The 25,346-nt window shown below is 52.7% G+C and carries 15 protein-coding genes and 1 tRNA gene; 11 read left to right on the top strand and 5 right to left on the bottom strand.

Annotated elements, in window-relative coordinates:
* Positions 1 to 80: 80 nt before the first annotated feature.
* The 9 genes from HMPREF0733_RS10415 to HMPREF0733_RS10370 all read left to right on the top strand — a co-directional run bounded on the left by HMPREF0733_RS10415 (position 81) and on the right by HMPREF0733_RS10370 (position 14,659).
* Positions 81 to 2,498, top strand: a complete 2,418-nt coding sequence (locus HMPREF0733_RS10415) for a hypothetical protein (RefSeq protein ID WP_013399277.1) — start codon at positions 81 to 83, stop codon at positions 2,496 to 2,498.
* A 119-nt stretch (positions 2,499 to 2,617) separates the two neighbouring features.
* A complete protein-coding gene (locus HMPREF0733_RS10410; protein ID WP_041321818.1) occupies positions 2,618 to 3,553 on the top strand; it encodes a hypothetical protein in 936 nt (311 codons plus the stop codon).
* A gap of 203 nt (positions 3,554 to 3,756) precedes the next feature.
* Entirely contained in the window at positions 3,757 to 4,818 is a 1,062-nt protein-coding gene (locus tag HMPREF0733_RS10400) for a FecCD family ABC transporter permease (protein ID WP_013399274.1), read from the top strand.
* The gene (locus tag HMPREF0733_RS10395; RefSeq protein ID WP_013399273.1) at positions 4,818 to 5,933 is read left to right on the top strand and encodes a FecCD family ABC transporter permease; all 1,116 of its coding nucleotides are present in this window, start codon (positions 4,818 to 4,820) and stop codon (positions 5,931 to 5,933) included. Before HMPREF0733_RS10400 ends, HMPREF0733_RS10395 begins: the two co-directional genes overlap by 1 nt.
* Positions 5,933 to 6,784 carry an ABC transporter ATP-binding protein gene (locus tag HMPREF0733_RS10390; RefSeq protein WP_013399272.1) on the top strand — a complete coding sequence of 284 codons (852 nt, stop codon included), beginning with the start codon at positions 5,933 to 5,935 and terminating at the stop codon, positions 6,782 to 6,784. Before HMPREF0733_RS10395 ends, HMPREF0733_RS10390 begins: the two co-directional genes overlap by 1 nt.
* A gap of 10 nt (positions 6,785 to 6,794) precedes the next feature.
* Complete coding sequence (locus HMPREF0733_RS10385) at positions 6,795 to 8,099, top strand: enterochelin esterase domain-containing protein (protein ID WP_013399271.1); 1,305 nt, start codon at positions 6,795 to 6,797, stop codon at positions 8,097 to 8,099.
* Positions 8,100 to 8,126: 27 nt separating this feature from the next.
* Positions 8,127 to 9,842 carry a (2,3-dihydroxybenzoyl)adenylate synthase gene (locus tag HMPREF0733_RS10380; RefSeq protein ID WP_013399270.1) on the top strand — a complete coding sequence of 572 codons (1,716 nt, stop codon included), beginning with the start codon at positions 8,127 to 8,129 and terminating at the stop codon, positions 9,840 to 9,842.
* Positions 9,843 to 10,118: 276 nt separating this feature from the next.
* Complete coding sequence (locus HMPREF0733_RS10375) at positions 10,119 to 10,346, top strand: phosphopantetheine-binding protein (RefSeq protein WP_239662009.1); 228 nt, start codon at positions 10,119 to 10,121, stop codon at positions 10,344 to 10,346.
* An 80-nt stretch (positions 10,347 to 10,426) separates the two neighbouring features.
* Positions 10,427 to 14,659 carry a non-ribosomal peptide synthetase gene (locus HMPREF0733_RS10370; protein WP_013399268.1) on the top strand — a complete coding sequence of 1,411 codons (4,233 nt, stop codon included), beginning with the start codon at positions 10,427 to 10,429 and terminating at the stop codon, positions 14,657 to 14,659.
* Positions 14,660 to 14,751: 92 nt separating this feature from the next.
* Here HMPREF0733_RS10370 and HMPREF0733_RS10365 read toward each other — a convergent pair whose 3' ends face one another.
* The 3 genes from HMPREF0733_RS10365 to aceE all read right to left on the bottom strand — a co-directional run bounded on the left by HMPREF0733_RS10365 (position 14,752) and on the right by aceE (position 21,037).
* Positions 14,752 to 16,368, bottom strand: coding sequence for an McrC family protein (locus HMPREF0733_RS10365; RefSeq protein ID WP_244864736.1), 1,617 nt, complete (start codon positions 16,366 to 16,368; stop codon positions 14,752 to 14,754).
* Positions 16,361 to 18,064 (bottom strand): McrB family protein, encoded by a 1,704-nt coding sequence (locus tag HMPREF0733_RS10360; protein ID WP_013399266.1) that lies wholly within the window; start codon positions 18,062 to 18,064, stop codon positions 16,361 to 16,363. The genes HMPREF0733_RS10365 and HMPREF0733_RS10360 overlap by 8 nt, the downstream gene beginning before the upstream one ends.
* 237 nt (positions 18,065 to 18,301) lie before the next feature.
* The gene (aceE, locus tag HMPREF0733_RS10355) at positions 18,302 to 21,037 is read right to left on the bottom strand and encodes a pyruvate dehydrogenase (acetyl-transferring), homodimeric type (RefSeq protein WP_041321816.1); all 2,736 of its coding nucleotides are present in this window, start codon (positions 21,035 to 21,037) and stop codon (positions 18,302 to 18,304) included.
* A gap of 477 nt (positions 21,038 to 21,514) precedes the next feature.
* Between aceE and HMPREF0733_RS10350 the strand changes: the two genes are divergently transcribed.
* Both HMPREF0733_RS10350 and gndA read left to right on the top strand, forming a co-directional pair.
* A tRNA-Val gene (locus HMPREF0733_RS10350) sits at positions 21,515 to 21,587 on the top strand.
* A gap of 192 nt (positions 21,588 to 21,779) precedes the next feature.
* Complete coding sequence (gene gndA, locus HMPREF0733_RS10345; protein WP_013399264.1) at positions 21,780 to 23,252, top strand: NADP-dependent phosphogluconate dehydrogenase; 1,473 nt, start codon at positions 21,780 to 21,782, stop codon at positions 23,250 to 23,252.
* A 344-nt stretch (positions 23,253 to 23,596) separates the two neighbouring features.
* Here the strand turns inward: gndA and epsC are convergent, their stop codons facing one another.
* On the bottom strand, positions 23,597 to 24,181 hold the full coding sequence (gene epsC, locus HMPREF0733_RS10340; RefSeq protein WP_041321815.1) for a serine O-acetyltransferase EpsC: 585 nt from the start codon (positions 24,179 to 24,181) through the stop codon (positions 23,597 to 23,599).
* Positions 24,182 to 24,397: 216 nt separating this feature from the next.
* Positions 24,398 to 25,333 carry a cysteine synthase A gene (gene cysK / locus HMPREF0733_RS10335; RefSeq protein WP_004004913.1) on the bottom strand — a complete coding sequence of 312 codons (936 nt, stop codon included), beginning with the start codon at positions 25,331 to 25,333 and terminating at the stop codon, positions 24,398 to 24,400.
* Positions 25,334 to 25,346 lie beyond the last annotated feature (13 nt).

Genomic DNA, 25,346 nt, shown 5'->3' with positions numbered 1-25,346 from the left:
TGCTTTTGAAAGACAGCAACATGCCCCTGGGGCTGTCTTGAAAGAGCTTGAAAACCTTATACACGAAACGGAACATAACGATGACACAGCACGCACATCATGCCGCCCGCTACAGTGCCGTGGTAGCGCTTGCGGGTGCTTTGCTTGCACCCGGCGTAACAACTCCCGCAACCGCTCTTGAGGATCCGGGCCAAACTCCGGATGCTACCCCCGCCCAAGCCGGTAATAATGTGCAGGCACAGGATCCTGCTGTGAAGGTTCCGGGTGAAGGCAACGAGAGAATGCCTCAAGGTAAGGTAGAACAACCCGCCGCGAAAGCAAACGATACTGCTACTGTTACCGGATCCGCGATTATTAAGAACGGTCAGGGTCTTGAGATTAGTGGCTCGGGGTGGGGAGCTAATACCTTTATCGCTGTGAAATATGATGGCGGTAATGTTAAACCCACAGAACCGGTGACGCACGACGGTAAGGATCTGTCAGCACGCGGTGTTATAGCGGTTATTAAGGCAGACGCGAACGGTAACTTCACCACAACCATCCCTTTCCCCACCAATGCTAACTGGGCCGTCGGCTCAGAACACGAGATTAATTTCCTGAGCGGCAGTCTGCAGAAAGGGGATGAGCAGCACTCAGCAACTCACAAGGTGACCGTGAGCGAGGAAGCTCCGGCAGCCGAAACTCCGAAGGTAGAAGAAACTCCAAAGGAGGAGACTCCTGAACAGCCTCAGGTGAAAGAAACCCCCAAGAATGAGGCCCCTGCAGAAGCTCCAAAGGCTGAAGAAACGCCTGCACAGCAGCCTCAGACTGATGAGGTAGCTAAGGATGAGACTCCTGCTGATACTCCGAAGGCAGAAGAAACTCCTAAAGCTGAGGAAACTCCGGTACAGCCCAAGGCTAACGACGCTGCTAAGAACGAAGCAGAGAAGCAGCCTAAAGCAGATGAGAAACCAGCTCCTCAACCGGCAGAAAATAATCCTGCTCCTGCCGCTTCTGAGAACTCGCAGACTGTTGAGTCCGACGGCGTTACCGTGACCGGTGTGAAATACGCGAAAAATGGTCAGGAAATCGAGGTTAGCGGTACCGGCTGGAAGAATGCCGACGGTACCGGTTCTGTGATCGCCGTGAAGTACGACGGCGGTGAAGTCAAGTCTACGAATCCCGTAACATATGACGGTAATGATTGGGCTGGACGCGGTGTTGTAGCCGTCGTTACGGCTAATCCTGATGGTACATTCACCGCAAAGCTGCCGTTCCCGAACGCTGAGAATTCAACCGGGTTTGAGAAGTGGACGGATGGTTCACAGCACGAGATTAATTTCCTGAGTGGCAGTTTGCAAAAGGGCAACGCTGCGAAGCATTCGGCAACTCTCAAGGTGACCATAGGTGATGCTCCTGCCACTGCCGAGGATCCAAAGGATAATGGTCAGCAGCCAGGTAACCCTTCAGCTAATGACACCAAGAAACTAGAGCCTCAACCTACTGAACCTTCTGCACAGGATCATCAGAAAGACGGTAACGCCGGCGCTCAGCCTAGCCCAGCAGATAATCAGGGTGGGGCTGCGAACCAGGGTGTACAAAATAACGCACCTGCACCTAATCCCGCCCCTGTCGTTGAGACTCAGACGGCGTCCGACGGTAATGCTACCGTAACCGGTCCTAAGACTGTGACCCACGGTCAGGGAATCGTCGTTAACGGTTCTGGATGGAGCCCCTATAGCGTTATCGCCGTTAAATACGATAGCGGTGACATCAAACTTGACCGTGCCGTGGTTTATAACGGTAAAGACTATGCGTCTCGTGGTGTTGTGGCCATTATTCAGGCTGATGCTGATGGCAATTTTACCTATACTTTGCCGTTCCCAAATAGCGATAAATGGGGCGTGGGCACCGTTCACGATATCACGTTCCTGACCGGTAGTTTACAGAAGGGCGACGAGCAGCATTCGGTGACGTTGTCCGTTACGATTGCTGGCGCTGACGGCTCCACGTTAGCCCCTGTAAGTAGTAATCACGCCTCTAACAATGGTTCAATCGCAGGCGGCTATGATGCCGGGTCGGGTAACAACGGATCAGGATATGGCTCTGTGGCACCTATTCCCACCCAGAGCTCCGGAATCAACTTTACAGCCCGTCAAGGCACCATTACGAAGCAGGCTTCTCTTGGGGCTGCTGCTGAACTGGAAAACGATACGCTCATCAACCGTGTGCAGGCACGCGCTAAAGCTGCCGCAAAGAACGGTAGTAACAGCGGTGCCCACGCCAAGAGCGCACCCAAGAAAACTCACACGGCCAAGGCCGCGCCCGGTAAAAACGGTACCCAAGGCAATGCAACTACCGCGGCAACACAGTCCGACAGCAATAGCGCCCCCAATATCATTGGCGCTGAGCTTAGCGGCTTCTCGCGCTGGTTCGCGAACAATGCAAATAACGTGTTGCTCTCTATAGCGGGTCTGATTATCTTGGTGCTTGCACTAACCTTCCGCAAGAGGGCGTAATCACCTCTCACACCTGAGGAAATATACACAATATCTCAAACATCAGGGTTCCCTCCCACACCGTCGGTGGGGGAGGGAACCGGTATAAATTACCACTAGTCGCACAGAAGAGGAAACTCATGCGAACCACAAAGACAGTATCAAAGGCGCTCACTGCCTGCGCGGCAATATCCCTTAGTCTTGGCCTGGGGATGGGAGCTGCGAATGCGATCCCACCCGGAGGTGCATCTAACAACTCTCCAGGAACTAGCTCAACTGTAAGTCCTCATGTGACTCCCGGCGGAGTAGTGAACTTTACGCTATCCGGTTTTCCACCCAACTCTACCGTGACGGTCAAGATCGACGATGAAGGTCGTGTACATCAGCAACAGGCTGATAGCAAGGGTAATCTGAACGGATCCTTTGTTTTACCAGAATCCGTTGGCTCTGGAGAACATACTTTGCGTTTTTTGGCGCCCGGTGCAGCTAAATACGATGCCAACGGAAAAAAGATGGGACAGGAACCAGGTACCACCAATAAGAGCCCTGTATTTACCGTTGGAGAATCCGATAACGGGGGCGGCAATAATGGCGGCTCGTCAAATAACGGAGGGTCCTCTAAGGGCGGCTCCGATTCTTCGTCCAACAATAACGCCGGATCTGAAGGTTCGGGTAATAATGGTTCCGAAGATAACGGCGGTAACTCGGCACAGGACGGTAGTTCATCTGAGCAAGAGACCGTCTATCTTGATGCTGATGGCAACCCTATCTCTAAAGAAGAGTATGATCGTTTGAACGCTGAGGCTGACGAGGGCGGGAATAAAGATTCCTCCGATCAGAAAAACGACCAGAACACTAACAAGGGCGAACAGAAGAAGACCGCCAGCCCCTCTGCATCCAGCAGTGCGAAGAGCAGCGCGTCGGCCTCTAGCTCCGCAAAGACACAGGCAGATAGCCATAAAACCAGCAACACAACGGTAACGTACGGGCAGGAATTCCCATGGTTGGGCGTATCTGTGCTTGGCGTTGCTATTATCGGTGCTATTGCTGTACTGATTATTCGGAAGCGTCCATAGACAATGGTGATAAGCGCGCGCCGCAGGGGAGATAACGCTCCTTTGCGACGCGCGTTTGGCACTCTTGCTCAGGAGAAGAACCAAAGGTACCCTAACGCCATAGGGATCAAGACACGGTATCGAGATAAGGCGGTCTTAGCTACCTTTACGGTAGCGTTGTTGATAGCACTGTATCTTAGACCACACATAATAAAGGAGTCTCGTTGAGCGTAACCTTGGAACGCACAGGAGCCTCACGAACCATGAAAAGTGGGCGCAACGAAAAAAACGGCCGACGAATAACCTGGCTTATTATTTTCGCGGTTCTGCTCGGCGTGAGTATTCTTGCCTCGCTAACTATTGGGCTAAAATCACTCTCCCCCGACAGCATCGTAGAAACCTTAGCGGGGCAATCAACCCCCGAAAGTCATGCCATTATCTTTGAGCAGCGCATTCCGCGGACACTCATCGGGATAGCCTGCGGGGCGGCCCTCGCAGTTGCCGGATCACTCATGCAGTCACTCACCCGTAACCCACTCGCCGAACCTGGTCTGATGGGTGTCAACGCCGGTGCCGCCGTTGCAGTCATCCTCACTGTTGTACTTTTTGGTGTTCTCGGCATCTGGCAGTATATGATTGCCGCTGCTGTTGGGGGCGCTATAGCCGCTACTGTCGTCTATACCCTCGGGCGTGGTCGAGACGGCTCAATTGTTAAATTAGCTCTCGCCGGTGTGGCTATCTCTGCCGCCCTTGCTGCTGTAGCACAGGGACTTATGCTCTCGAACCAAGATGCTTTTGACGAATTTCGTGTGTGGGTTACCGGGTCTTTAGAAGGGCGTGATATATCAGTCGCACAGGCTATTGCCCCCGTGATCTTCGTGGGTCTCCTTTTAGCGTTTTTTGTAGCACCCTCGATCAACGCGCTAAGTATGGGTGAAGAAGCCGCTATATCCCTAGGCGTACGGGTATATCGGACCCAAAACCTCACACTTCTTGCCGTAACGCTTCTTGCAGGTGCGGCAACCGCTGCTATCGGGCCGATCTCATTTGTCGGTTTAGCGGTTCCCTTCGTCGTGCGTGCCATTATGGGTAATGACGTACGCTGGGTTAACTACGGCTCTGCGCTTCTAGGTCCTGTCTGGCTGCTCATGTCCGATGTCTTAGCCCGTGTTATTATGGCGACCCCGGAGCACCCGCAGGAAACTCAGGTAGGAATTATCGCTACCCTTGCAGGGGCACCCCTCTTCCTATTCCTGATGACTCGTCGTAAGGTGGAGGCTCTCTGATGACAGATACACAGACTAAGGCGACGAACCTCAAGACTCAGAAACAGGAATCTTCGCGCCCTCGAGGTGCACGGCGCGGTCACGACTTGGCTGGCAGGCTTGTTCTTAACTCACGCGGACTCATTCAGGCGCAGGTTCCCTGGCGGGTTTTGACGCTGTACATTGTGCTGATCGCTCTCATCGTGGCACTTAGCCTGTGGGGGCTGCAACAGGGCGAATACAAAGTGACGACGATGGACGTCATTAATGCCCTCGTTGGGCGGGGTAAACGCATCACAGTGGTCTTAGTACAGAAGCGTGAAGCGCGCATCGTGGCAGCTCTGCTTGTGGGCGCAGCTTTAGGGCTTTCAGGGGCGCTGTTCCAGGTAATCTCGGGTAACCCGCTGGGCTCACCGGATATTATCGGCTTTACACACGGTGCTGCAACTGGTGCACTCCTGCAGATTATCGTCTTCGACTCTGGTCCAGTAGAAGTTGCTATCGGTGCCCTCATTGGCGGTATCGCAACATCCATTACGGTGTGGTTACTGACTCGACATACAGGTTTACGCGGATTCCGCCTAGTGCTTGTGGGTATTGGTGTAGGATCGACTCTTGCGGCGTTCAACTCACTGTTAGTAGTTCGGGCATCACTGACTCAGGCGCAGACGGCGGCATCCTGGCTCGCTGGTTCTCTCGATGATATGTCGTGGCCGCGTACGATTACACTGATGATTTTTCTGATCGTCACAGTTCCCGCGCTTCTCGCCCTGGTACGCCCTCTCGGGGCCATTCGGTTTGGCGATAGCGTGGCGTCAGGACTAGGCGTGAATGTCAACGCTTATCGGGTGTGTGCGCTCTTCCTCGGCGTGCTTCTCGTATCCCTAGCCACCGCGACTACCGGTCCCATAGCATTCGTGGCACTTGCTGCCCCGCATATCGTGAAAACTCTGGGGCGAAGCGGCGGCGTTACCCTTTTCGGATCTGCCCTCATGGGTGCGTTGATGGTGCTGGCTTCAGACCTTATTGGAAGGTTTGCAATTCCCGGCCGTACCCTACAGGTCGGTGTGGTTACCGGCGCCCTGGGCGGTTTATATCTGATTTACCTGATTTACCTTGAAAGGAAGAAGAGCTAGTGAAGGCTTGTGCAGAGATTAGCGAAAGCCGACTCGCAGGCGAAGACATGGTCGTAGCCTATGGCGACCACACAGTGCTCAGCGGTATAGACTTCAAGGTGCTTGAGGGTGAGCTTACCGTTATTTTGGGTCCTAACGCCTGCGGTAAATCTACCTTACTCAAAGCTCTGGCGCGTGTGAATCCTCTCAAAGGCGGAAAGGTCTTTCTTGATGGTCTGCCGCTTTCAAAGATGAAATCCCGCTCCATCGCGCAGATTCTCGCCATGCTTCCTCAAACGCCGGAGGCACCCACCGGGTTGACCGTGGCGGATGTTGTGGCACGCGGCCGGTACCCGCATCAATCCCTTCTGCGTTCCTGGTCTGAGAAAGATGAGGCGGCCTGCGTTGAGGCTATGGAAGCCGCGAACGTGTTGGAACTGGCCGAACGTCCTATTGAGGCGCTTTCCGGCGGTCAGCGTCAGCGCGTGTGGATTGCCATGACCCTTGCCCAGCAGACGCCTTTGATTCTGTTGGACGAGCCAACCACCTACCTGGATATTACCCACCAGATTGAGGTGCTAAACCTTACCAAGAAGCTCCACTCTGAGGGGCATACCGTTGCGGTTGTGCTACACGATCTGAACCTAGCTTTCCGATACGCCACTCATGCGGTGCTCATGAAGGAAGGTAGGATTATCGCTCAGGGTGATCCTCAGGAAATTGTCACTGCCGAGCTAATTCAGGAAGTTTTCGACCTAGAATCTGTTATATGCGATGACCCCTGTACCGGAACACCACTGGTAGTTCCGGCAGCTCACCAAGAGATTACTACTGCCGCGGACGCAATTGCCGCCGCCCGCGAAGGTCACTAAGGAGCCTTTTATGGGTGATTTTGAGACCCTTCCACATAAAACCACACAGAATCTCAAGTCAAAGATCATGGCGCGTCCTATGCCGCCTAAAACCCCGCGCCCAACACCTGCCCCGCGCGTACCCAGCCCGCTGATGACGCGCATAGTAAACGAAGCCGTGGACGCGCAAGAACTTAACGCCCGCATCACAGAGATCGTAGCGGATGGGACTCCACTTATAGAGCAGGCTTACTATGACGACGGAACAGCGAATGAGAACGAACGCATTGTCACATTCCTGTATCGGCATGCCACGGCAGAGCAGGTTCTCATTTTTGTCAATAGACTGACAGATGAGAAAAACCTGCCGTTGTCTCTGATGGAACGTATTCCAGGCACCGATTGGTGGGAGCTGAGCTTCCAGATGCGCACCGACTGGCGGGCTTCCTATAACTTTATTCCCACACCGCCAGGGGAACGCCCGATCTGGCTGGGGGAGGACGATCAGGTGACACTGCGCACCGCTCTCGATTCTGGTGAAGGCGACCCGCTTAACCCGAAGACCGTCTGCAACCGTATTGGCCGTTGTATGGGCGTGGTTGAGCTTGCCGATGCGCCGGTTCATGAGTTTCTGCTCACCCAGCAGGAACTCGACAGCCTTCCTGAACCGCACTGGATGACTACTGCGGACGGGCATGAATATTTGTTGGGACGAGTAGGAAACCCACATCCTGATTCTCCGCTCTTTATCCTCTTCGACGGTGAAGTCTGGTACGGGCACGGTATGGAGCATATGCTCAACCGAGCCTGTGCCGCCGGGCGTATTCCAGATATGAATGTCTTCTTTCTGCACTCGGGCGGCCGAGAACGCCGCTGGCAAGAGCTTAACGGAGACAGCCCTATAGCCGACTATATTGTGGAAGAAGCGCTCCCTCATTTGAAGCGTCATCACGGGCTGCGGCCAGAGCCACAGGATATCATCATCAACGGACAATCCTTAGGCGGGCTGTCTTCTCTGCTGGCGGTTTTCTCGCGCCCAGAGTCTTTCGGAGCGGCAATCGCTCAATCGTCTTCGCTGTGGCAGCCTCAGGTTTTCGATAAACTCTCACAGCTGCGTAAAGCCAATGAACTGCACCGTCTGTCCCACCTTCACCTTGAGATCGAGGTAGGTGAGCAGGAATGGATTCTGCTGCCGCCACATCAGCGTTTTATTCAGGAACTCGAATCCGTGGACACACACCTGAACTACACTGTATTCAACGGCGGCCACGACTACGCCTGCTGGCGTGGAGCTATCATACCCGCGCTGAATCGCATTCTTATGCCCAACCCCTAAAATCTTATAGCCGAGAAAGACATAAATATGACCGAACAGATTGTGGAACGCTCCGAACTGCTCGAAACCCCACTGATTCCTGAGGATTTCGCACGGCGTTACCGTGAAGAAGGGTACTGGATCGATCAGACCATACCCGAGTTTCTGCTTGATGCCTGCCGTGCTAAACCACATTTTCCGGCGTTAGTGGCATTTTCGCATGCACAGAGCGACGCAGAGGGCAAACCGCAGCAGATTCGACTGAGCTATGGAGAGCTGGAGGCGGCTGCTCGTGCCGCAGCACGTCGCCTAGAGAATGCCGGGGTGCAACCCGGCGATCGTGTGCTTTTACAGTTAGGAAATATCGCCGAATACCTGATATATCTTATGGGTATTTTTTGGGCAGGAGCCTTACCGGTCTTTTGTCTGCCACAGCACCGCACGAGTGAGCTTGTCCATTTTGCAACCCGCACTGATGCCGCTGCGCATATATTTTCCTCGAAAACTCCGGGGGCAGATTTTGCAGCGCTCGCCGACGATGTGGCACAGACGATGCGTGCTGATGGTCTAGAACCGCCTATTGCCCTTGATGCTGCGCTCCCGGTAACCCCGTTGAGCGAGGCTGAGCTGGCTGAACCGTTCCATCCCGGTGTTGTGCAGAATACCCAAAATACTCTGGCAAGCGAGCAGATCGCATTTTTGCAGCTTTCCGGCGGTACAACCGGTATGTCAAAGCTAATTCCGCGCACCCACGCAGCCTACTTGTACTCGGTGCGTGGTTCCGCCGATATCTGCAACCTGAATAACAACACAACCATGTTGGTGGTGCTTCCTGCGGCACATAATTTCACGATGAGTTCGCCCGGAATCCTGGGCGTAATGTGTGTGCAAGGTAAGCTCGTATTTGCTGCTGATCCTAGCCCTCAGACGGCGCTTAACCTGATTCAGATGGAAGGCGTTACCTTCACCTCACTCGTACCGCCCTTGGCGCAGGCCTGGCTGGCGTCTGTAAAGAAACGTGACGTGCAGCTGCCTTCGCTCCGCGTGCTTCAGGTGGGCGGATCGAAACTTGCTCCGACGGTGGCGGGGGAGCTCGAAACAACCCTGGGTGTGAGCATACAACAGGTCTTCGGTATGGCGGAAGGGTTGGTGAATTACACTCGTCTGCGTGATGAACCCTATATACGCATGAATACTCAGGGATACCCTATCAGCTCGGCTGATGAAATCCGCGTGGTGGATGAACAGGATAACCCGGTCGAGCCAGGGCAGAGCGGTCACCTCCTCACGCGCGGACCCTACACGATTCGCGGGTATTATCGCGAAGAAAACGCTAATCAGCTCAGCTTTACTGAAGACGGTTTCTACCGCACGGGCGATATCGTGCGTATAGTCGCGGGAAAGTATCTTGAAGTTACTGGACGCGCTAAAGATCAGATTAACCGTAACGGTGAGAAGATCTCGGTGGATGAAATTGAGGAGTTGGCGTTAGAGCATCCGGATATTTTGGATGCAGTAGCCCTTGGTCTGCCCGATGAAACTGTGGGTGAGCGCGTCTGCTTGATAGTCGTACTTCAGGCTGGGAAATCGCTCGGTGAGAATCCGCGCCGTACCATGTACGAGTATTTCACTGAAAAGAAGCTGGCTGATTTTAAGATCCCCGAACGTGTACAGGTATTGAGCTCTCTGCCAACCACAAACGTGGGTAAGATCTCACGCCGTGAACTTCGCATTAAACTAGTTGAGATGCTGGCTCAGGAGTAAGAGCAACTAAGCTAAGCATTAGCGCGGGCTAAATAAGCGTGCGGATACCATAATACCGGGGTAAGAATCTTGAGGTTCTTACCCCGGAAGTTTAACTCAAAAGCAGGTGCTCTGTGAGGCATGCGCAGAGAATAATAGTCACGTATAGGTGGTCAACACCCGCTATATGACGGTGATGTAAAGGTTTACATAGTTTTCATGTAGGGGAACCTCATCTACAATTTATGTGTATATAAATTTTGGCATACATAAGACATGATGCCAGAGAGGAACATAATGTCCGCAGAGACTACTCTTCGCCCCCTGCTTGCTCAGTACATCCACGAGGCAGATTCGCTGGATACCGCATTTTCCGAGTCTACGACCGACCTTTTTTCTCTGGGGATGGACTCAATGGGCGCTTTTGCCCTGCTCGATGACCTCGCGGGCAAGGGGATTACTATCGAATTCACTGAACTGGTAGAAAACCCGACCGTCGAATTTTTGCTCACTCGCATCAGCTAACTTTGACGAAATCGGTACCTGTATAAGGCCGATACTCACCCAACCAACACACGACACCGCCTGAAAGAATAGACCGGACTATGAGCATCACCGAGCATAGTGGGTCCAAACATGACTGGATTCCCCTGACCAAAAGCGCTCAAGGTATTTATCTTGCCGCTATTATCGATCCCAAAAATCCCTGCTATAACACGGCAGAGATCATGGAGTGCCCGCCCGAGACGAATCTTGATTACCTGCGTGAGGCATTTATTCAGCTCTATCGTGAAAATGAAGGTTTCCGGGTGCAGACGCGCGTGCAGACTGGACGCCCTGAGCAACGAGTCATACCACTTGATGAGTTTTTGACTAATCTTGAGGTACTTCCGGTAATTTCCCTCCAGATTCAGGAAGAAACGGAAGAACAGAATCCTGTTCCGGCAGCGGTGCGTGGCTGGGCATCCGAGCTGATCAGCGAACCATTGAGGACCGATGCGGGTGTTACGGTACGCTCCGCTGTCACATACTACGGGGGTAAACTCTGGGTTTACCACAGCTTTAGCCATGTGGTGGCAGACGGTTTTGCGGCGTTTAACGGTCTATCTCGCGTAGCAGCTATCTATCGTGCATTGAGCGCTGGAAAACCTCTGCCTACTGTTAAACGCGCCTCTCTAATGGAGCTTCTTCGGGCTGATCACGCTGCCGAACATGCCCGAGAAGAGGACCTGGCCTTGTGGACTTCTGAGCAAGTGGAAGTACTTAGCCAACCCGATACATCGCTGGCAGCACGAAGTGCATCACCGGCACCACAGGCCTTGCGTGAGGTACTGACCCTGCCTGATAAATTACAGCGAGATATGCTGGAAATTGGCAAAATGTACGGAACCTCCTGGCCCGTTACTGTAACCGGTGCCGTAGGGTCTTATCTGGCCCGTATTGGTGTGCATAGAAGCGCTGCTTTTGGTGTACCCCAGATGAACCGTATATTTGGGGCTCAGGTTCCCGCAGAAACCCGTGCTCTCGGCAAGACCAGCGCTCAGACTGGAACCACCGCCGTGAACGTGCTTCCTGTACAGGTTTCAGGTATGGGAAGTATTGCACAGGCACTCGATAGCGTAAAGAACCAGTATGCACGAAACGCCTCACATCCGCTTGCTCGACAAGAAGACCTAGAACGTTTAGCGCAGTCCAATGACAGCCGCCTCTTTGGCGCCCAGATCAATGTTATACCGTTTGATGCCGCTTTACCGCTAGGCGCACCTACCGAAAACGCGCCTGCTTCTGTGGGATATATTCATAACATATCTGCGGGGCCAGTTGCGGATATGACCATTACCCTGCGAGGCATACCCGGGCGCGGTCACACAATTTCTGTGGAGCTTGATGCCAACCCGAACCTGTATACCCGCGAACACGTAGAATTTCACGCCCGGCACCTGCAAAATTGGTTGGAATCTTGGGCTCAGGCTGCCCTTGAGGAGCGGTCGATGGATACCCTGACGACTGCGTTACCGCATGAAGTAGAGCTGCTGGAATCGTTTAACGCTACCGCACATCCGATAGAGTATAAAACTTTGCTTCAGCGTTTTCAGGATGCGCTCACACGCTACCCGAACGAACCCGCACTCTACGCCTGCGCGCCGGACGAGGACGGTACGTTGTCCCCGCAATCTCCGCAGGCCTATGAGTTTTCGCAGGTACTCACGTATCACGAGCTGGATGCGCGAGCCCGCGCCCTAGCAAAGGCGATGCTGGAAGCTGGCGTGTGCCCTGGAACTGCTGTAGGCCTACGTTTTCATCGAGGACTTGAACAATATATCGCCTTATATGCGGCGCTCTATGCAGGGTTTGTCTATGTGCCGATTTTGCCGGATCTGCCGGCCGAACGTGTGAGCTCCATGATGGAAGATGCGCAGTGTTCGGCGCTTGTGTATGGTTCCGGGCTGAGTCCTATTGCAGAGGCCGAGTTAAAACCGGCGAATACGCAGAGTTTGTGCGGGCTGCAGCAACTTGAATTTACTTCCTTGACTGATCCTGTCGGAGAACCTCTAAACCTTGTAGATGTTCCCGAGGCAAAAACATTCCCGGGTATCGGCACAGCACTGGATGATACCGCGTATATCTTGTTTACCTCGGGTTCGACAGGGCGACCCAAAGGTGTTGCGATTAGTCATCGTTCCATTGATAACCGGTTACGTTGGCAGCAGTCACAGATTCCGGTCGGCGCATCCACACAAGACCGCGCGGGGGACCGCATCTTACATAAAACACCTATCTCGTTTGATGTTCATGTGTGGGAGCTTTATTGGCCGCTTCAGGAAGGGGCAGCCGTCGTTATTGCCGCTCCTGATGGGCACCGGGATCCGGCCTACCTGGCGCGTGTTATCGCCGAACAGAACGTTACCTGTCTGCATTTCGTACCCACGATGCTTACCGCCTTCTTGGAGGCCCCTTCCGCAAAACGTACCTTAGCCGAAGCAGGTTTTGGATCGGGGGAGCAGCAACGCCATGTGCGCTATCTTATCTGCTCGGGCGAGGCACTTCAGAAGGATCAGATTCTCAGCGCGCATAATATTATGGGTGTTTACCCTTTAAATCTTTATGGGCCTACGGAAGCCGCCGTCGATGTTACCTTCTGGGATAGCTCCCAAAACCCAGAGTGCAGTACTGTTCCTATCGGGCAGCCCGTTTGGAACACCCAAACCCGTATTCTCGACCAGGCTTTACAGCCGATACCGCCCGGATTCGTAGGGGAACTCTACCTTTCGGGTGCACAGCTTGCTGCGGGGTATCAGAACAATCCCGAGGCAACTGCACAAGCCTTTATCCTGGACAACGCCACAGGGGAGCGACTTTACCGCACTGGCGATCTTGCCGAGTGGAACCTCACCGCCACAAACCAGGAACCCGGCACCTTGGCCAAAAACCCTCGCGGAGTCATCCTCTACCGTGGTCGTACCGATCACCAAGTAAAATTACATGGGCAACGTCTAGAGCTTGGCGATATCGAAACTACGCTCTCCCACGTTGAGGGAGTCCATAGCGCCGTCGTTTTGCTCTACACGAAGACGCCCGAACCTGCTCTCACGGCGTTCCTAGAGATAGGTGACGTTTCTGAAACAGAACGCAACCGTATCGTTGCTCAGGCTCGCCAACATTGTGAGAACACCTTGCCGGACTATATGGTACCGCGCCTATGGCACACCACGGCTCAGTTCCCGGTTAGCCCCTCAGGCAAGACAGATCGCAAAAACCTGGCACAGATCGAGTTTACCTTTGATACCAACACCGCAGACGGCCCCCATGGACTTTTAGAACAGCAAATTAGCGAGATTATCGCGGGTGTGCTGGGACGCTCACAATTCGGCGTAACCGAAGACTTCTTAGCAGCAGGTGGTAACTCCCTCGCGGCACTTTCCGTCATTGCCAAGATTGAAGAAAACCTTGGAAAGATGCTCAGTATTGGTGCCCTCTTCGCTAATCCCACGGTCAAGGGGATCGCTGCGGCCTTGAACGAGGATTCTCCTGATATCGAGTTCGCCCCGGTTCTGCCTCTGCGTGAGGCGGACTCGACGGACTCCGCAACATCGAAAAATACCGTACCGCTCTTTATCCTGCCGCCCGCCGGCGGTCTGGGATGGTGCTATGCCGCCTACCTGCCCCACATACCCGGGCATCCGTCGGTTTACGCACTGCAACATGAGGCATTCACGAACCCAAATGCTGGCTACGCCCAGAGCCTTCGTGAACTCGCCGAGGGGTATCTTGCGCGTATTCGTGAGACCCTTGAGGAACGTCAGCTTCCATCACAATTTTCCCTGATGGGCTGGTCCGTTGGCGGTACTGCCGCCGTCGAGGTAGCCGCGCTTGCCGAGACTGCCGGTTACGATGTACAACAGGTTACGCTTCTGGATGCATACCCCGTCGAACAGTGGCAGGGGATTCCTGAACCGGACGAGCAAGAGAGCTTTCGTGCCCTCTTACGTATGGGCGGTCTTCCCGAAGTATCGGCGCAGACCGTTCTTGACTTGCCACAGACGCTCGAACGACTGCGAGATGCCGGGTCGGCTATGGGATATCTACCCGAAGACAAGCTAGAAGTATGTTTGGAATCTATGCGTGCCTCTGCCGCCCTTATGCGCGGCTCGAACCACCTTAACTTTGGCGGAAAAGTCGTATTGATTGGAGTGAGCCATGACGATCAACCCTATCTGGATGCGCACGGCTGGGAGCTTCATGTGGGCTCGTTCCGTACCGTCACGTTGAAGAACGGTACCCATCCCGATCTGGTGAACCCGGAGCGCATTCCTGAAATTATTGCAGAAGCCTTCTAAAAGCGCCCTATGGGTATTGGGGGAAGAACAGAGACATCAACAGCACCACGCTAGGAGTTCGGCATAGGTCACGCCTGCGGGCCTTTTGCACTCTATGAAGGCTCAGCAGGAACCTTCCTAAGCACCTTCGCCAAATGCGAGGCATCAGCGGTAGTGCGTCCATCCTCGGGTTGAGGGAAACGCACCCCGCAGGTCGTCACATGATGTTCCGCAGACATAGGTGCCTGAGGATACGTCCCGGGTTCGCCTACCGTCAGGATCCTGCCTAGAGTTCCGTTACCGGCTACCGGATATGCTGTATAACCGTCCGCACCCGTGCGGTACGCGACCGCCAGCATTCGGTACCGTTCATGCTCGGATCGCTGCATTAAATCTTCACAATACGTGGTGTACCTGCCATCAAGGGTTGCGACCAGAATGCCTCGGGAATACAGCATCATATCTGGTTTCGCAAAGGCCACACCCTGCTGGCGACCCTCAGCATTGCGGTGATAAAGCATACCAACGGGGCTTTCCACACGCACTTCTAAACCGGTATCCGTGAGGGCCCGCACCAACATTTTTCGCCATAATGACGAAGTATCAAATTTAATATTTGCCAGCACACCCGCTTCATACGGACTATCGCTTAAACCAAAGCCATATTGTTGCGACAAAATAGATTGCGCATAGTGGTAAGCGCGCAAAGTTTGTGCCGACAATCGCATAGCAAAAGCAGGGGAGAGCGTTTCGGTCAGCAGACTACGAATATTCTGCGTGCTCACATCACGCAACACAGACTCGTACCCTAAAGCATCGTCGACGACCTCATTATCGGCGGCATGAGTTGCCACCTGCTGTAATCCGGCGCGGATCATTTGCCATAAATGCGTATCCGTCGTCAGAGAATCGAACTCGCAAACAACCCCAATACGTCGGTTAATCCGCCGGTTTACAAGCTCGCGTGGAAGCATACGACCACGCACAAAAAGTAATTCATCCACCTCAGGCTCAAAAACCGGACGACGATGCGCCAAAGCCTGCCCGCTTGAATCAACAAAAACGCGGTACATAGCCTCTTTGAGCGAAGGAATATGCGGAAAAAGTTCGGAACCCTGCGGGGTAATGTCACGATGTCCCTGAATAATTGCCTGTTCCTCATGATGCTCTGCCAGCATACGCCATAACAAAGAAACCTTCTGCCAGCCAGTACCTTGACCACCTGCCGAAAAGTCCATATTCTCACGGGCCGTAGCCGGTCCTAAAACCCGTCCACAAACCGTAGCAGCCACTGCATAGACAGGCTTTTCAGGGTACTCCAGCGCTGTCCACAGTGGATCTGAGGCACCGCCCTCATTATCATCATCATGCGGCGGCAGGGCAGAGCCCGAAACCGTCTCTAAATACCCAGCCCAAGGCTTCGGAAGCACCAGAATCTCAGTCTCATAGACATAGAGAGATAACGTACCGTCATCGCTATGCTCGTAAAGCGAAGACTCAGGATCCTGCACAGAGGAGAACTGTCCGCCTGCCTCAGGGGCGATTTTCACATTAAAAGGCGCAATAACTTCCGGCTGCTCAGCCGATACCCATTGTTTGCACCAGAGCTTGGGCAACACATGGATAACCAGAGTATGCACGGCACCCGGCTGAGGATGCGTGTGTTTTAGGATCGTAACGCCGACACCGTTACCGCGCGCGCTCGCTTGAAAGTAGCGAACTTCACTCACCACCCGTTACTTCCAACCAGGGAATTTGACCTGCGGGCTTAGGAGCAGAAGGCAGACCGGGACCGCTCCATGAACCAACCACGCGTGGGCGGCTGCCGAGTCGCTGGCCCACCATCTTGACGGATAGCCCATTGATAGAACCGATCTTTTCGAGAATGCCGGAACTGATATTGAAAGTCGCTGCAATTTCCGCAAGCTGGGTTAACAAAGCCCGTGCAATGTCTTCGGGGGTGGAATTTCGAGAGAAGAAATAGGAATGTCCTAGACGTGCATCCGGGCCAACCTCGGATTCAAGAATGGCGTTAATATCCGCATACCGTTCTATAACGATGTCTAATTCTTCAGAAATAGCACCTCGTTCAGCTTCAAGCTCTGTACGCAAATCTGTTTCATTGTGAGGATTCATTTCCATCCAGATAAAGCGACGGCGCAAAGCCAAATCAATGGTACCCACAGAGCGGTCGGTAGAATTCATAGTTCCCAGAATATGCAGGTTATCTGGAACTACTAAACGGTTATATATTTTACCCTGATAATAAAGCGGAGTTTGCAAAGTCGCATAGGTGAAACCCTGGGGAATATCCGCATCAGCCGCAAATACTGAACCGTAAAGTTTTTCACGATGATCCTGAAGTTTTTTTACGGAAACACGCTTTGACGTTTCAAGAACGAGCATAAGGTCGCCGAAAACACGAGAGGTATTGGCACGGTTAATCTCGTCAATGAAAAGCAGATGTGGTGTCGTGGAGTTCTCAACAGCTTTTCGGCAGGCTTGAAGAAATACACCTTCGTGAGACACAAATTCAGGCTCATCTTCTTGGCGTGAAAAGTTTGGACGCAGACCGCTCACGAACTCTTCGTAACTCGTGGACGGGTGGAAGACTACCGTTGTAATGTTGGCCTTGCCGTACCCAGTATCCTCACGTGAGAGAGTATTGATCTGGTAAGACTTTCCACAGCCCGCGACCCCCTCAAGAACAACACATTTATTTTTAAAAAGAGATTTTGCAACAGGCCCGGTGGGATAAAACCTGCTGCTTTCTTCTTCAACAGCATTGAGGGTATTCTCAAAATCTTTAGGCGTGGGTTTTTTCCGTTGAGTAGGCGGTTTTTCGATTAAAGGTTTAATATGCTGCGAAATGAGATCCTGAAGTTGTACAGGAACTCGGGAATATGGCATTCCGGCAGAATTTCCAAAATAGATGCAAATACGAATATCGCGGTATATGGAAAACTTTTTTACGGTATCTTGTGAACGTTTATGGGCTTCCTGTACTGCGGTATTAAAAAGAGGAATGCACTCCACAAGCTGGAGTGCAGAAATATTAGGATTTTGATTCTCAGCAGCTTTAATTTGACGATCGATAATACGGTTCATGCCACCCGGAAGCAGGTTGTCATGGCCGTCAAGGATCATACGCAGAGTTTCCCGAAAACCTTGCCAAATATTCTCGTAGAAAGCATGTTCTGTTTGAACGATAGTGTCGTTGTATTTAAAGGAATAATATACCTGCACGCTACCATTAAAAGATTTACTCGGTAGTATTTGAGTATTCTTTTGTTGTGCGGATTTAATTTTCTCGACAAAAGTATAAAAAGATACAAATTCGGAATCGTGGATACTTTCTCCAAAAGCCCACGACGATGTAATCTCCGCGTCTATACTTTTAAAGTTTGCCTGGAGGTTGTTAGACACTGAAGTCCCTTGGTGATTGTGGTGATTCTGACCTTCCAATTATATACCGAGACATGGAGTAAAAAATATCATCAAAACATATTTATTTGATAAAGCTCCACCTGTGATAGAAGCCCCTCGGAAGTTGTACTGGACGGTTTTCAAGGGTAAAAAGTTCCCTCGCTCTTGCACCGTACAAGAGCGAGGGAACCAGTTAATTTGGCTTTCCGCTGAAAGCCTGGCTAGAACACAATGGAACTAGTCATCGATATGTGTTGCCTGAATTGCGTTAACGTTATTCAGATCGTACTTGGCAAACGCCTTGGCAGCCGCATCGGCGGGCACCTTACCGTCCTTTGCCAACAGCTGCAGGGCACGAACTACCATTGACTGAGCATCAATGTGGAAAAAGCGACGTGCACCGGGGCGGGTATCCGCGAAACCGAAGCCATCGGCACCCAAAGTTGCAAAATCGTTCGGGAGGAACTGGCGAATCTGGTCAGGCATATCCGATGTGTAATCGGAGGTCGCCACAATAGGACCTTCAGCACCGGCAAGCTTCTGAGTCACGTAGGGTACACGTGCAGGCTTATCGGGGTTGAGCAAGGTTTCTTCCTCAGCAGCAAGACCTTCGCGGCGCAGCTCGTTCCACGAGGTTACCGACCATACATCAGCCGAAACGCCCCAGTCCTCAGCCAAGAGCTTCTGAGCTTCCAAAGCCCACGGTACAGCAACACCGGAGGCGAGCAGCTGAGTCTTGGGTCCGGAGGTAAGCTCAGAATCCTTGAGCTTGTAGATACCCTTGAGTAGACCATCAACATCCAGGTTCTCGGGTTCTGCAGGCTGGTGGATCGGCTCGTTGTACACGGTCAGGTAGTACATGACATCGTGATCTTCATCGAGATTGCCGTACATCTGCTCAAGACCACGCTTGACGATGTGCCCGATCTCGTAGCCGTATGCAGGGTCGTAGTGCTTCACTGCAGGGTTGGTGCTTGCCAGGATGGGGGAGTGACCATCCATATGCTGCAGACCCTCGCCGGAAAGCGTGGTACGACCCGCAGTAGCGCCGATAATAAAGCCTCGTGCCAACTGATCGGCAGCAGCCCAGAAAGCGTCGCCGGTGCGCTGGAAGCCGAACATCGAGTAGAAGATGTAAATCGGGATCATCGGCTCACCGTGTGTATCGAAGGAGGTACCGGTCGCAATAAATGCAGCGGTTGCACCAGCCTCGTTAATACCTACATGCAGAATCTGACCCAGCGGCGACTCCGTGTAGGAGAGCATAAGCTCGTGGTCAACAGGAACGTAGTTCTGTCCGTTCGGGTTGTACAGCTTAGCTGAGGGGAAGAATGCGTCCATACCGAAGGTACGTGCCTCATCGGGAGTAATAGGCACAATACGGTGGCCAAAGCCCTTGACACGCATCAGGTCTTTCATAAGGCGCACGAATGCCATCGTGGATGCGGCAAGCTGCTTGCCTGAACCCTTCTTGGTACCCGCGTAGACTTTGTCGTCCGGCAGCTGAATCTCAGGCTGAGTATTGGGGCGACCGGGGAGGAAACCACCGAGCTCTTCGCGACGCTTGAGCATGTACTGAATTGCCGGGTTGTCCTGACCGGGACGGTAGTACGGTGGATTGTAGAGATCCTTCTCCAGCTCTTCATCAGAGATCGGGATGTTCAGATGGTCACGGAAGCCCTTGAGCGCTTCCATGGTGAACTTCTTGATCTGGTGGGTCGAGTTACGGGACTCGAAGTAGGGGCCAAGAGCGTAACCCTTAATGGACTGTGCCAGAATAACGGTCGGACGCCCCTTAGTCTCCAGCGCTTCTTTGTATGCAGCGTAGATCTTCTTGTAGTCGTGACCGCCGCGGCGAATAGCCCAGATTTCGTCATCGGTCAGGTCTGCAACAAGTTCCTTGGTCTCGGGGTACTTGCCGTAGAAGTGCTCACGGATGTAACCGCCGTCTTCACCGCGGAAGTTCTGGTAGTCGCCGTCCAAGGTTTCGTTCAGCAGTTGGATGAGCTTACCGCTCTTGTCCTTAGCGAGAAGCTCGTCCATCTCGGAGCCCCAGACAACCTTGATGACATGCCAACCAGCGCCGCGGAAGAATCCTTCGAGCTCCTGGATGATCTTGCCATTACCACGCACGGGACCGTCGAGACGCTGCAGGTTGCAGTTCACTACAAAGGTCAGGTTGTCGAGTTTTTCGTTAGCCGCGAGCTGCAGTGCACCGCGTGACTCGGGCTCATCCATCTCGCCATCGCCGAGGAATGCCCAGACGTGTTGCTGTGAGGTGTCCTTGATACCGCGGTTCTGCAAGTAGCGGTTAAAGGAAGCCTGGTGAATAGCATTGAGGGGACCTAGACCCATCGATACTGTGGGGAACTGCCAGAACTCAGGCATGCACCGGGGGTGCGGGTAAGAGGGAATGCCGTGCTCGCCCTTGGTCTTCTCCTGACGGAAGCCATCCATATCTTCTTCATTGAGGCGGCCCTCAACGAAAGCACGCGCATAGTTACCGGGAGAGGCGTGGCCCTGGAAGAATACCTGGTCACCGCCGCCGGGGTGATTGCGCCCGCGGAAGAAGTTGTTGAACCCAACTTCATAAAGATCAGCGATACCTGCATAGGTGGAGATGTGTCCACCAACACCGATGCCCTGTTTCTGTGCGCGCTGCACCATAATGGCAGCGTTCCAGCGAATCCAGTTACGGTATTGTTCTTCAAGATCAGCATCGCCGGGGTATTCAGGCTGCTGGTCGACTGCAATGGTGTTAATGTAGTCGGTCTTGGTTAGAACCGGTACCTCAACGCCTTTCTTGCCTGCTTCCTGAATTAGGGATCGCAGGATGTACTCGGCACGTTCGGTGCCGTGAGTTTTGATGAGGTCCTCAAGGGACTCGGTCCACTCCTGGGTCTCCTCAACGTCGACGTCCTTGAGGCCGTCAAGTAGAGTACTCAGGGAGTGTTCGTTCGGTACGTTAGCCAAACTAATCCAACCTCTCTTCTTATCCAATTGTGAAGGCGCTTGTGGCGCTGGTGCGAGGCACCCTTCGGTAAGCATGCGCACAGTGTTCTAGGAGCATACTTCTTTCTCTACTATCTTAGACCTTATTTTGATCTCCGATGACTGTTTTTGAGGTTTTTTCGTTGGAGGCTTTGGGTTATGAATGAAAGTGGGCAGGTTGGTGCGATATTCCGCGGTAAGAATTTTTGCCTAAAATGTGCAAATTTCCCGATATAGGGGCTTTCCCCCTTAAAATTTGACACCTTGAGGCATGTTGTTATTTGTGTTTATGTGGTTTTATGAGGGGTATAGTCATGGGGTGAAGACTTTGAGGGCGTAGTAACCACTATCTAATTCTGATGTGACATATAACATGCACATCTCAGTTGCGAGTACATGAGAAACCCCGTATAGTATTACCTTGTTCGCAGGAAAACAAAGGTTTTTACAGCGAAAATTGGGTCTTTAGCTCAGCTGGTAGAGCGCCACGTTTACACCGTGGATGTCATCGGTTCGATCCCGGTAGGACCCACACATAAATCCCGTACCGTAACAGGCGGTACGGGATTTTCCTTTATATCCACTCTTTCCGCGCATTATGGGTATATCGTGGAATGCTCACAATAATCATTCAAAGACTGCCGAATGTTATTCCTATCTAATCCAAACGCTTAATTCCTTGGATACACGCGGATAAAACGTAAAACAGCGTATTCTTGTATACATGACTGAAAACAAAAAGGCACAGATTGGTGTTACCGGGCTTGCCGTCATGGGCGCTAACCTAGCACGCAACCTGGCACGTAACGGGTACACCGTAGCACTGCATAACCGTTCTGTTGAGAAGACCGATGCCTTGCTCTCTGAGCACGGCGCAGACGGTGACTTCATCCGCACCGAGTCGCTCCAAGACTTGGTGGACTCGCTCGAATCTCCCCGCCGTATCCTGATTATGGTGAAGGCGGGTGCTCCCGTAGACGCTGTTATTGAGCAGTTAACTCCTCTTCTTGACGAAGGGGACATTATTATTGACGGTGGTAACTCTCATTTCCCCGATACTATCCGCCGTGAACGAGCTCTTGCAGAAAAAGGTCTGCACTTTGTTGGTGTCGGCGTTTCTGGCGGTGAAGAAGGTGCACTCTGGGGACCTTCGATTATGCCGGGAGGCTCGGCTGAATCCTACAAACATGTAGGTCCTATGTTAGAGAAAATCTCCGCAAAAGCGCCGCAAGATGGTTCTCCGTGCTGCGCCTGGATCTCTACCGATGGTTCCGGTCATTTCGTCAAAATGGTGCATAACGGAATTGAATACGCCGATATGCAGGTTATCGGTGAAGCCTACGACATTCTGCGTTCTGTTGCAGGCATTGAACCCGCCGAACAGGCTGAAATCTTCAAGAAATGGAACGAGACTGACCTTAACTCGTATCTGATTGAGATTACCTCGGAAGTCTTGGCACAGGTTGATGCGAAAACCGGTAAACCGTTGGTAGACGTTATTCTTGACCAGGCCGGTCAGAAGGGTACCGGTCGTTGGACCGTTCAGGCCGCTCTTGACTTGGGAGCTCCAGTATCCGCTATCGCTGAATCTGTCTTCGCTCGTGCCCTGTCTTCTTCAGATGTTAAGGCGCGTGCACAGGCTCAGCAGGAACTTCCTGCTGGTCTCATTGCGACCACCGGAGTCGGTGCAGGCGATCCCGAATTTGTCGAAGACGTGCGCCGTGCGCTCTTTGCCTCCAAACTGGTGGCGTATGCACAGGGTATGGATATGATCGCTCGTGCCGGGCAGGAATACGGCTGGGAACTGCACCTTGACACTATCGCATCGCTTTGGCGTGCCGGATGCATTATTCGCGCGGAGCTTCTGGGCGATATTATGGCGGCTTATGCGGGCGAGGTACCGGCCAATATGCTTCTCGCACCCGCCTTCAAGAATCTGATGGAAGAGCTTGTTCCTTCTTGGCGCCGTGTGGTTGCAAAGGCTACCGCGTTGGGTGTGCCGGTTCCGGTCTTCTCCTCGGCGCTCTCTTACTATGACGGACTGCGCCGCGACCGTCTGCCCGCAGCCCTTATTCAGGGACAGCGTGACTTCTTTGGAGCGCACACCTATGGACGTGTGGACGCAGAAGGCGCATTTCACACTATGTGGAGCGGTGACCGTTCAGAAGTAAACGCTGCAGATATTCACGTTCACTAGAACCTGGATCTTAAGAACAGCGTCAATAAAAGGGGTGTGGTCGCTTCGTGAGAAAGCAGCCACACCCCTTTTTTGTTTTTTATCAATGCAGGTGGTTCAGCGACTGGTCAGAGTGATAGCCTCACAAACATGTTGGCAATCAGCGATGCTCCTCCGTCTGTCTAAGAAAATTTAAAGCAACACATGGAAGGTGACGCTGGATTGTCTTCCCTAAAAGATGGATTTAAGACCTTATTCAGGGTACAGAAACCTTATATCGTAGTAGTTGCACTATTGAGGTTTGCGGCGAGATGCCGTTATAGATAAAACAACACCACAAACCTCATAGAGAGCACCACTCAAGATTAGATCCACATTGCCGGGTCGATATATTCCACAGCATCGACCAGAGGCTTCTTCTTCTCGGGTGTACGCAGACGATGTTTCGCAGGGATACCCGTAATTATGGAATCGCGCGGATGATCGTTCACCACCACGGCATTTGCTCCGATAGCGCTATCTGCCCCAATGACTACTGGACCCAGCACCTTAGCACCAGCACCGATTGTTACTCTGTCTTCGATTGTGGGGTGGCGCTTAATCTTTTCAAGCGAGCGACCGCCGAGAGTAACGCCATGATAGAGCATCACATCATCACCTATTTCGGTGGTCTCACCAATAACGATACCCATGCCATGATCGATAAAAAAACGCCGCCCAATGACGGCCCCCGGATGGATCTCGACACCGGTCAAAAAACGGGTGAGCTGCGAGAGGGTACGAGCTAGAGATTTCGTGCCGTCCTTTTGCCAAAGTTTGTGTGTAAGCCGGTGAGCCCATATCGCATGCATGCCCGAATAGTTAAGCATGATTTCGCCAGCCCCACGCGCCGCTGGATCATGCTCTCGAACATTTTCAATGTCTTCGCGCAGACGGGCAAAAAATCCCATAATCTTCTTTCTGTTACCGTAAATACTTCCCCAAGGTACCAACATCGAAGCCAGTTTTCATATTAGGCGCGCCTGCGCCGCACAATATTGATGTTGACCCTCTATTGCGTACAACTAGAAAAGAATGCTGAAATTCCCTATTCTTCTCTGAGCAGAGGAAACGCCCCACAGCACCGTAACGAACGGAAGCGTGGGGCGTTTGTTTCTTGAGGAAGGTTAGCCACGGATATCTTCGTAGAGTACCGTAGAGATATAGCGTTCACCGAAGTCGGGAACAACTGCAACGATCAGCTTATCCTTATTTTCGGACTTCTTAGCTTCTTCCAATGCTGCATAGACGGCTGCGCCGGAAGAAATACCACCCAGGATACCCTCCTGGGTTGCTAATGCGCGGGAAGTGCGGATTGCTTCCTCACCAGATACTGCGATGACCGAATCGTAGATTTCGCGGTCGAGAGTATCCGGCACGAAGTTAGCGCCCAAGCCTTGAATCTTATGCGGACCAACGCGTCCTTCAGACAGGAGCGGTGAATCCTGAGGTTCAACGGCAACAATCTGCAGGTTAGGGTTCTTCTCCTTCAGGTACTTGCCTGCACCAGAGATAGTACCCCCGGTACCGATACCCGATACGAAAATATCAATCTTGCCGTCAGTCGCATCCCAAATTTCAGGGCCGGTGGTCTTGTAGTGAATAGCAGGGTTTGCCTCATTGGAGAACTGCGATGCGAGAATTGCGTTGTCCGTGGTGGCAACGATTTCCTGTGCCTTCTCAACAGCGCCGCGCATGCCGTCGGTGCCGGGAGTGAGAACAATTTTCGCACCGTAAGCGCGAAGCAGTACTCGACGTTCAGCCGACATGGTCTCGGGCATTGTCAAAATAACGTTGTATCCACGTGCTGCACCAACCATTGCAAGGGCAATACCGGTGTTTCCAGAAGTCCCTTCGACAATGGTACCGCCGGGCTTGAGAGCTCCGGCTTCTTCAGCGGCATCAATGATGGCGCGGCCGATGCGGTCTTTCACAGAGCCTGCGGGGTTGTAGAATTCGAGCTTGACGGCTACGTTGCCGGGCAAACCAGCATCGAGGCGGTTGAGTCGAACAAGGGGAGTCTGACCAATAGCATCAACAATGCTGTTTACGATCTCTGCCACAGTATTTAATCCT

It is taken from the genome of Rothia dentocariosa ATCC 17931 (assembly GCF_000164695.2).
Lineage (GTDB): Bacteria > Actinomycetota > Actinomycetes > Actinomycetales > Micrococcaceae > Rothia > Rothia dentocariosa.
The sequence above is the reverse complement of the archived record's forward strand: the minus strand, read 5'-3'. Positions and strand labels throughout refer to the sequence as shown.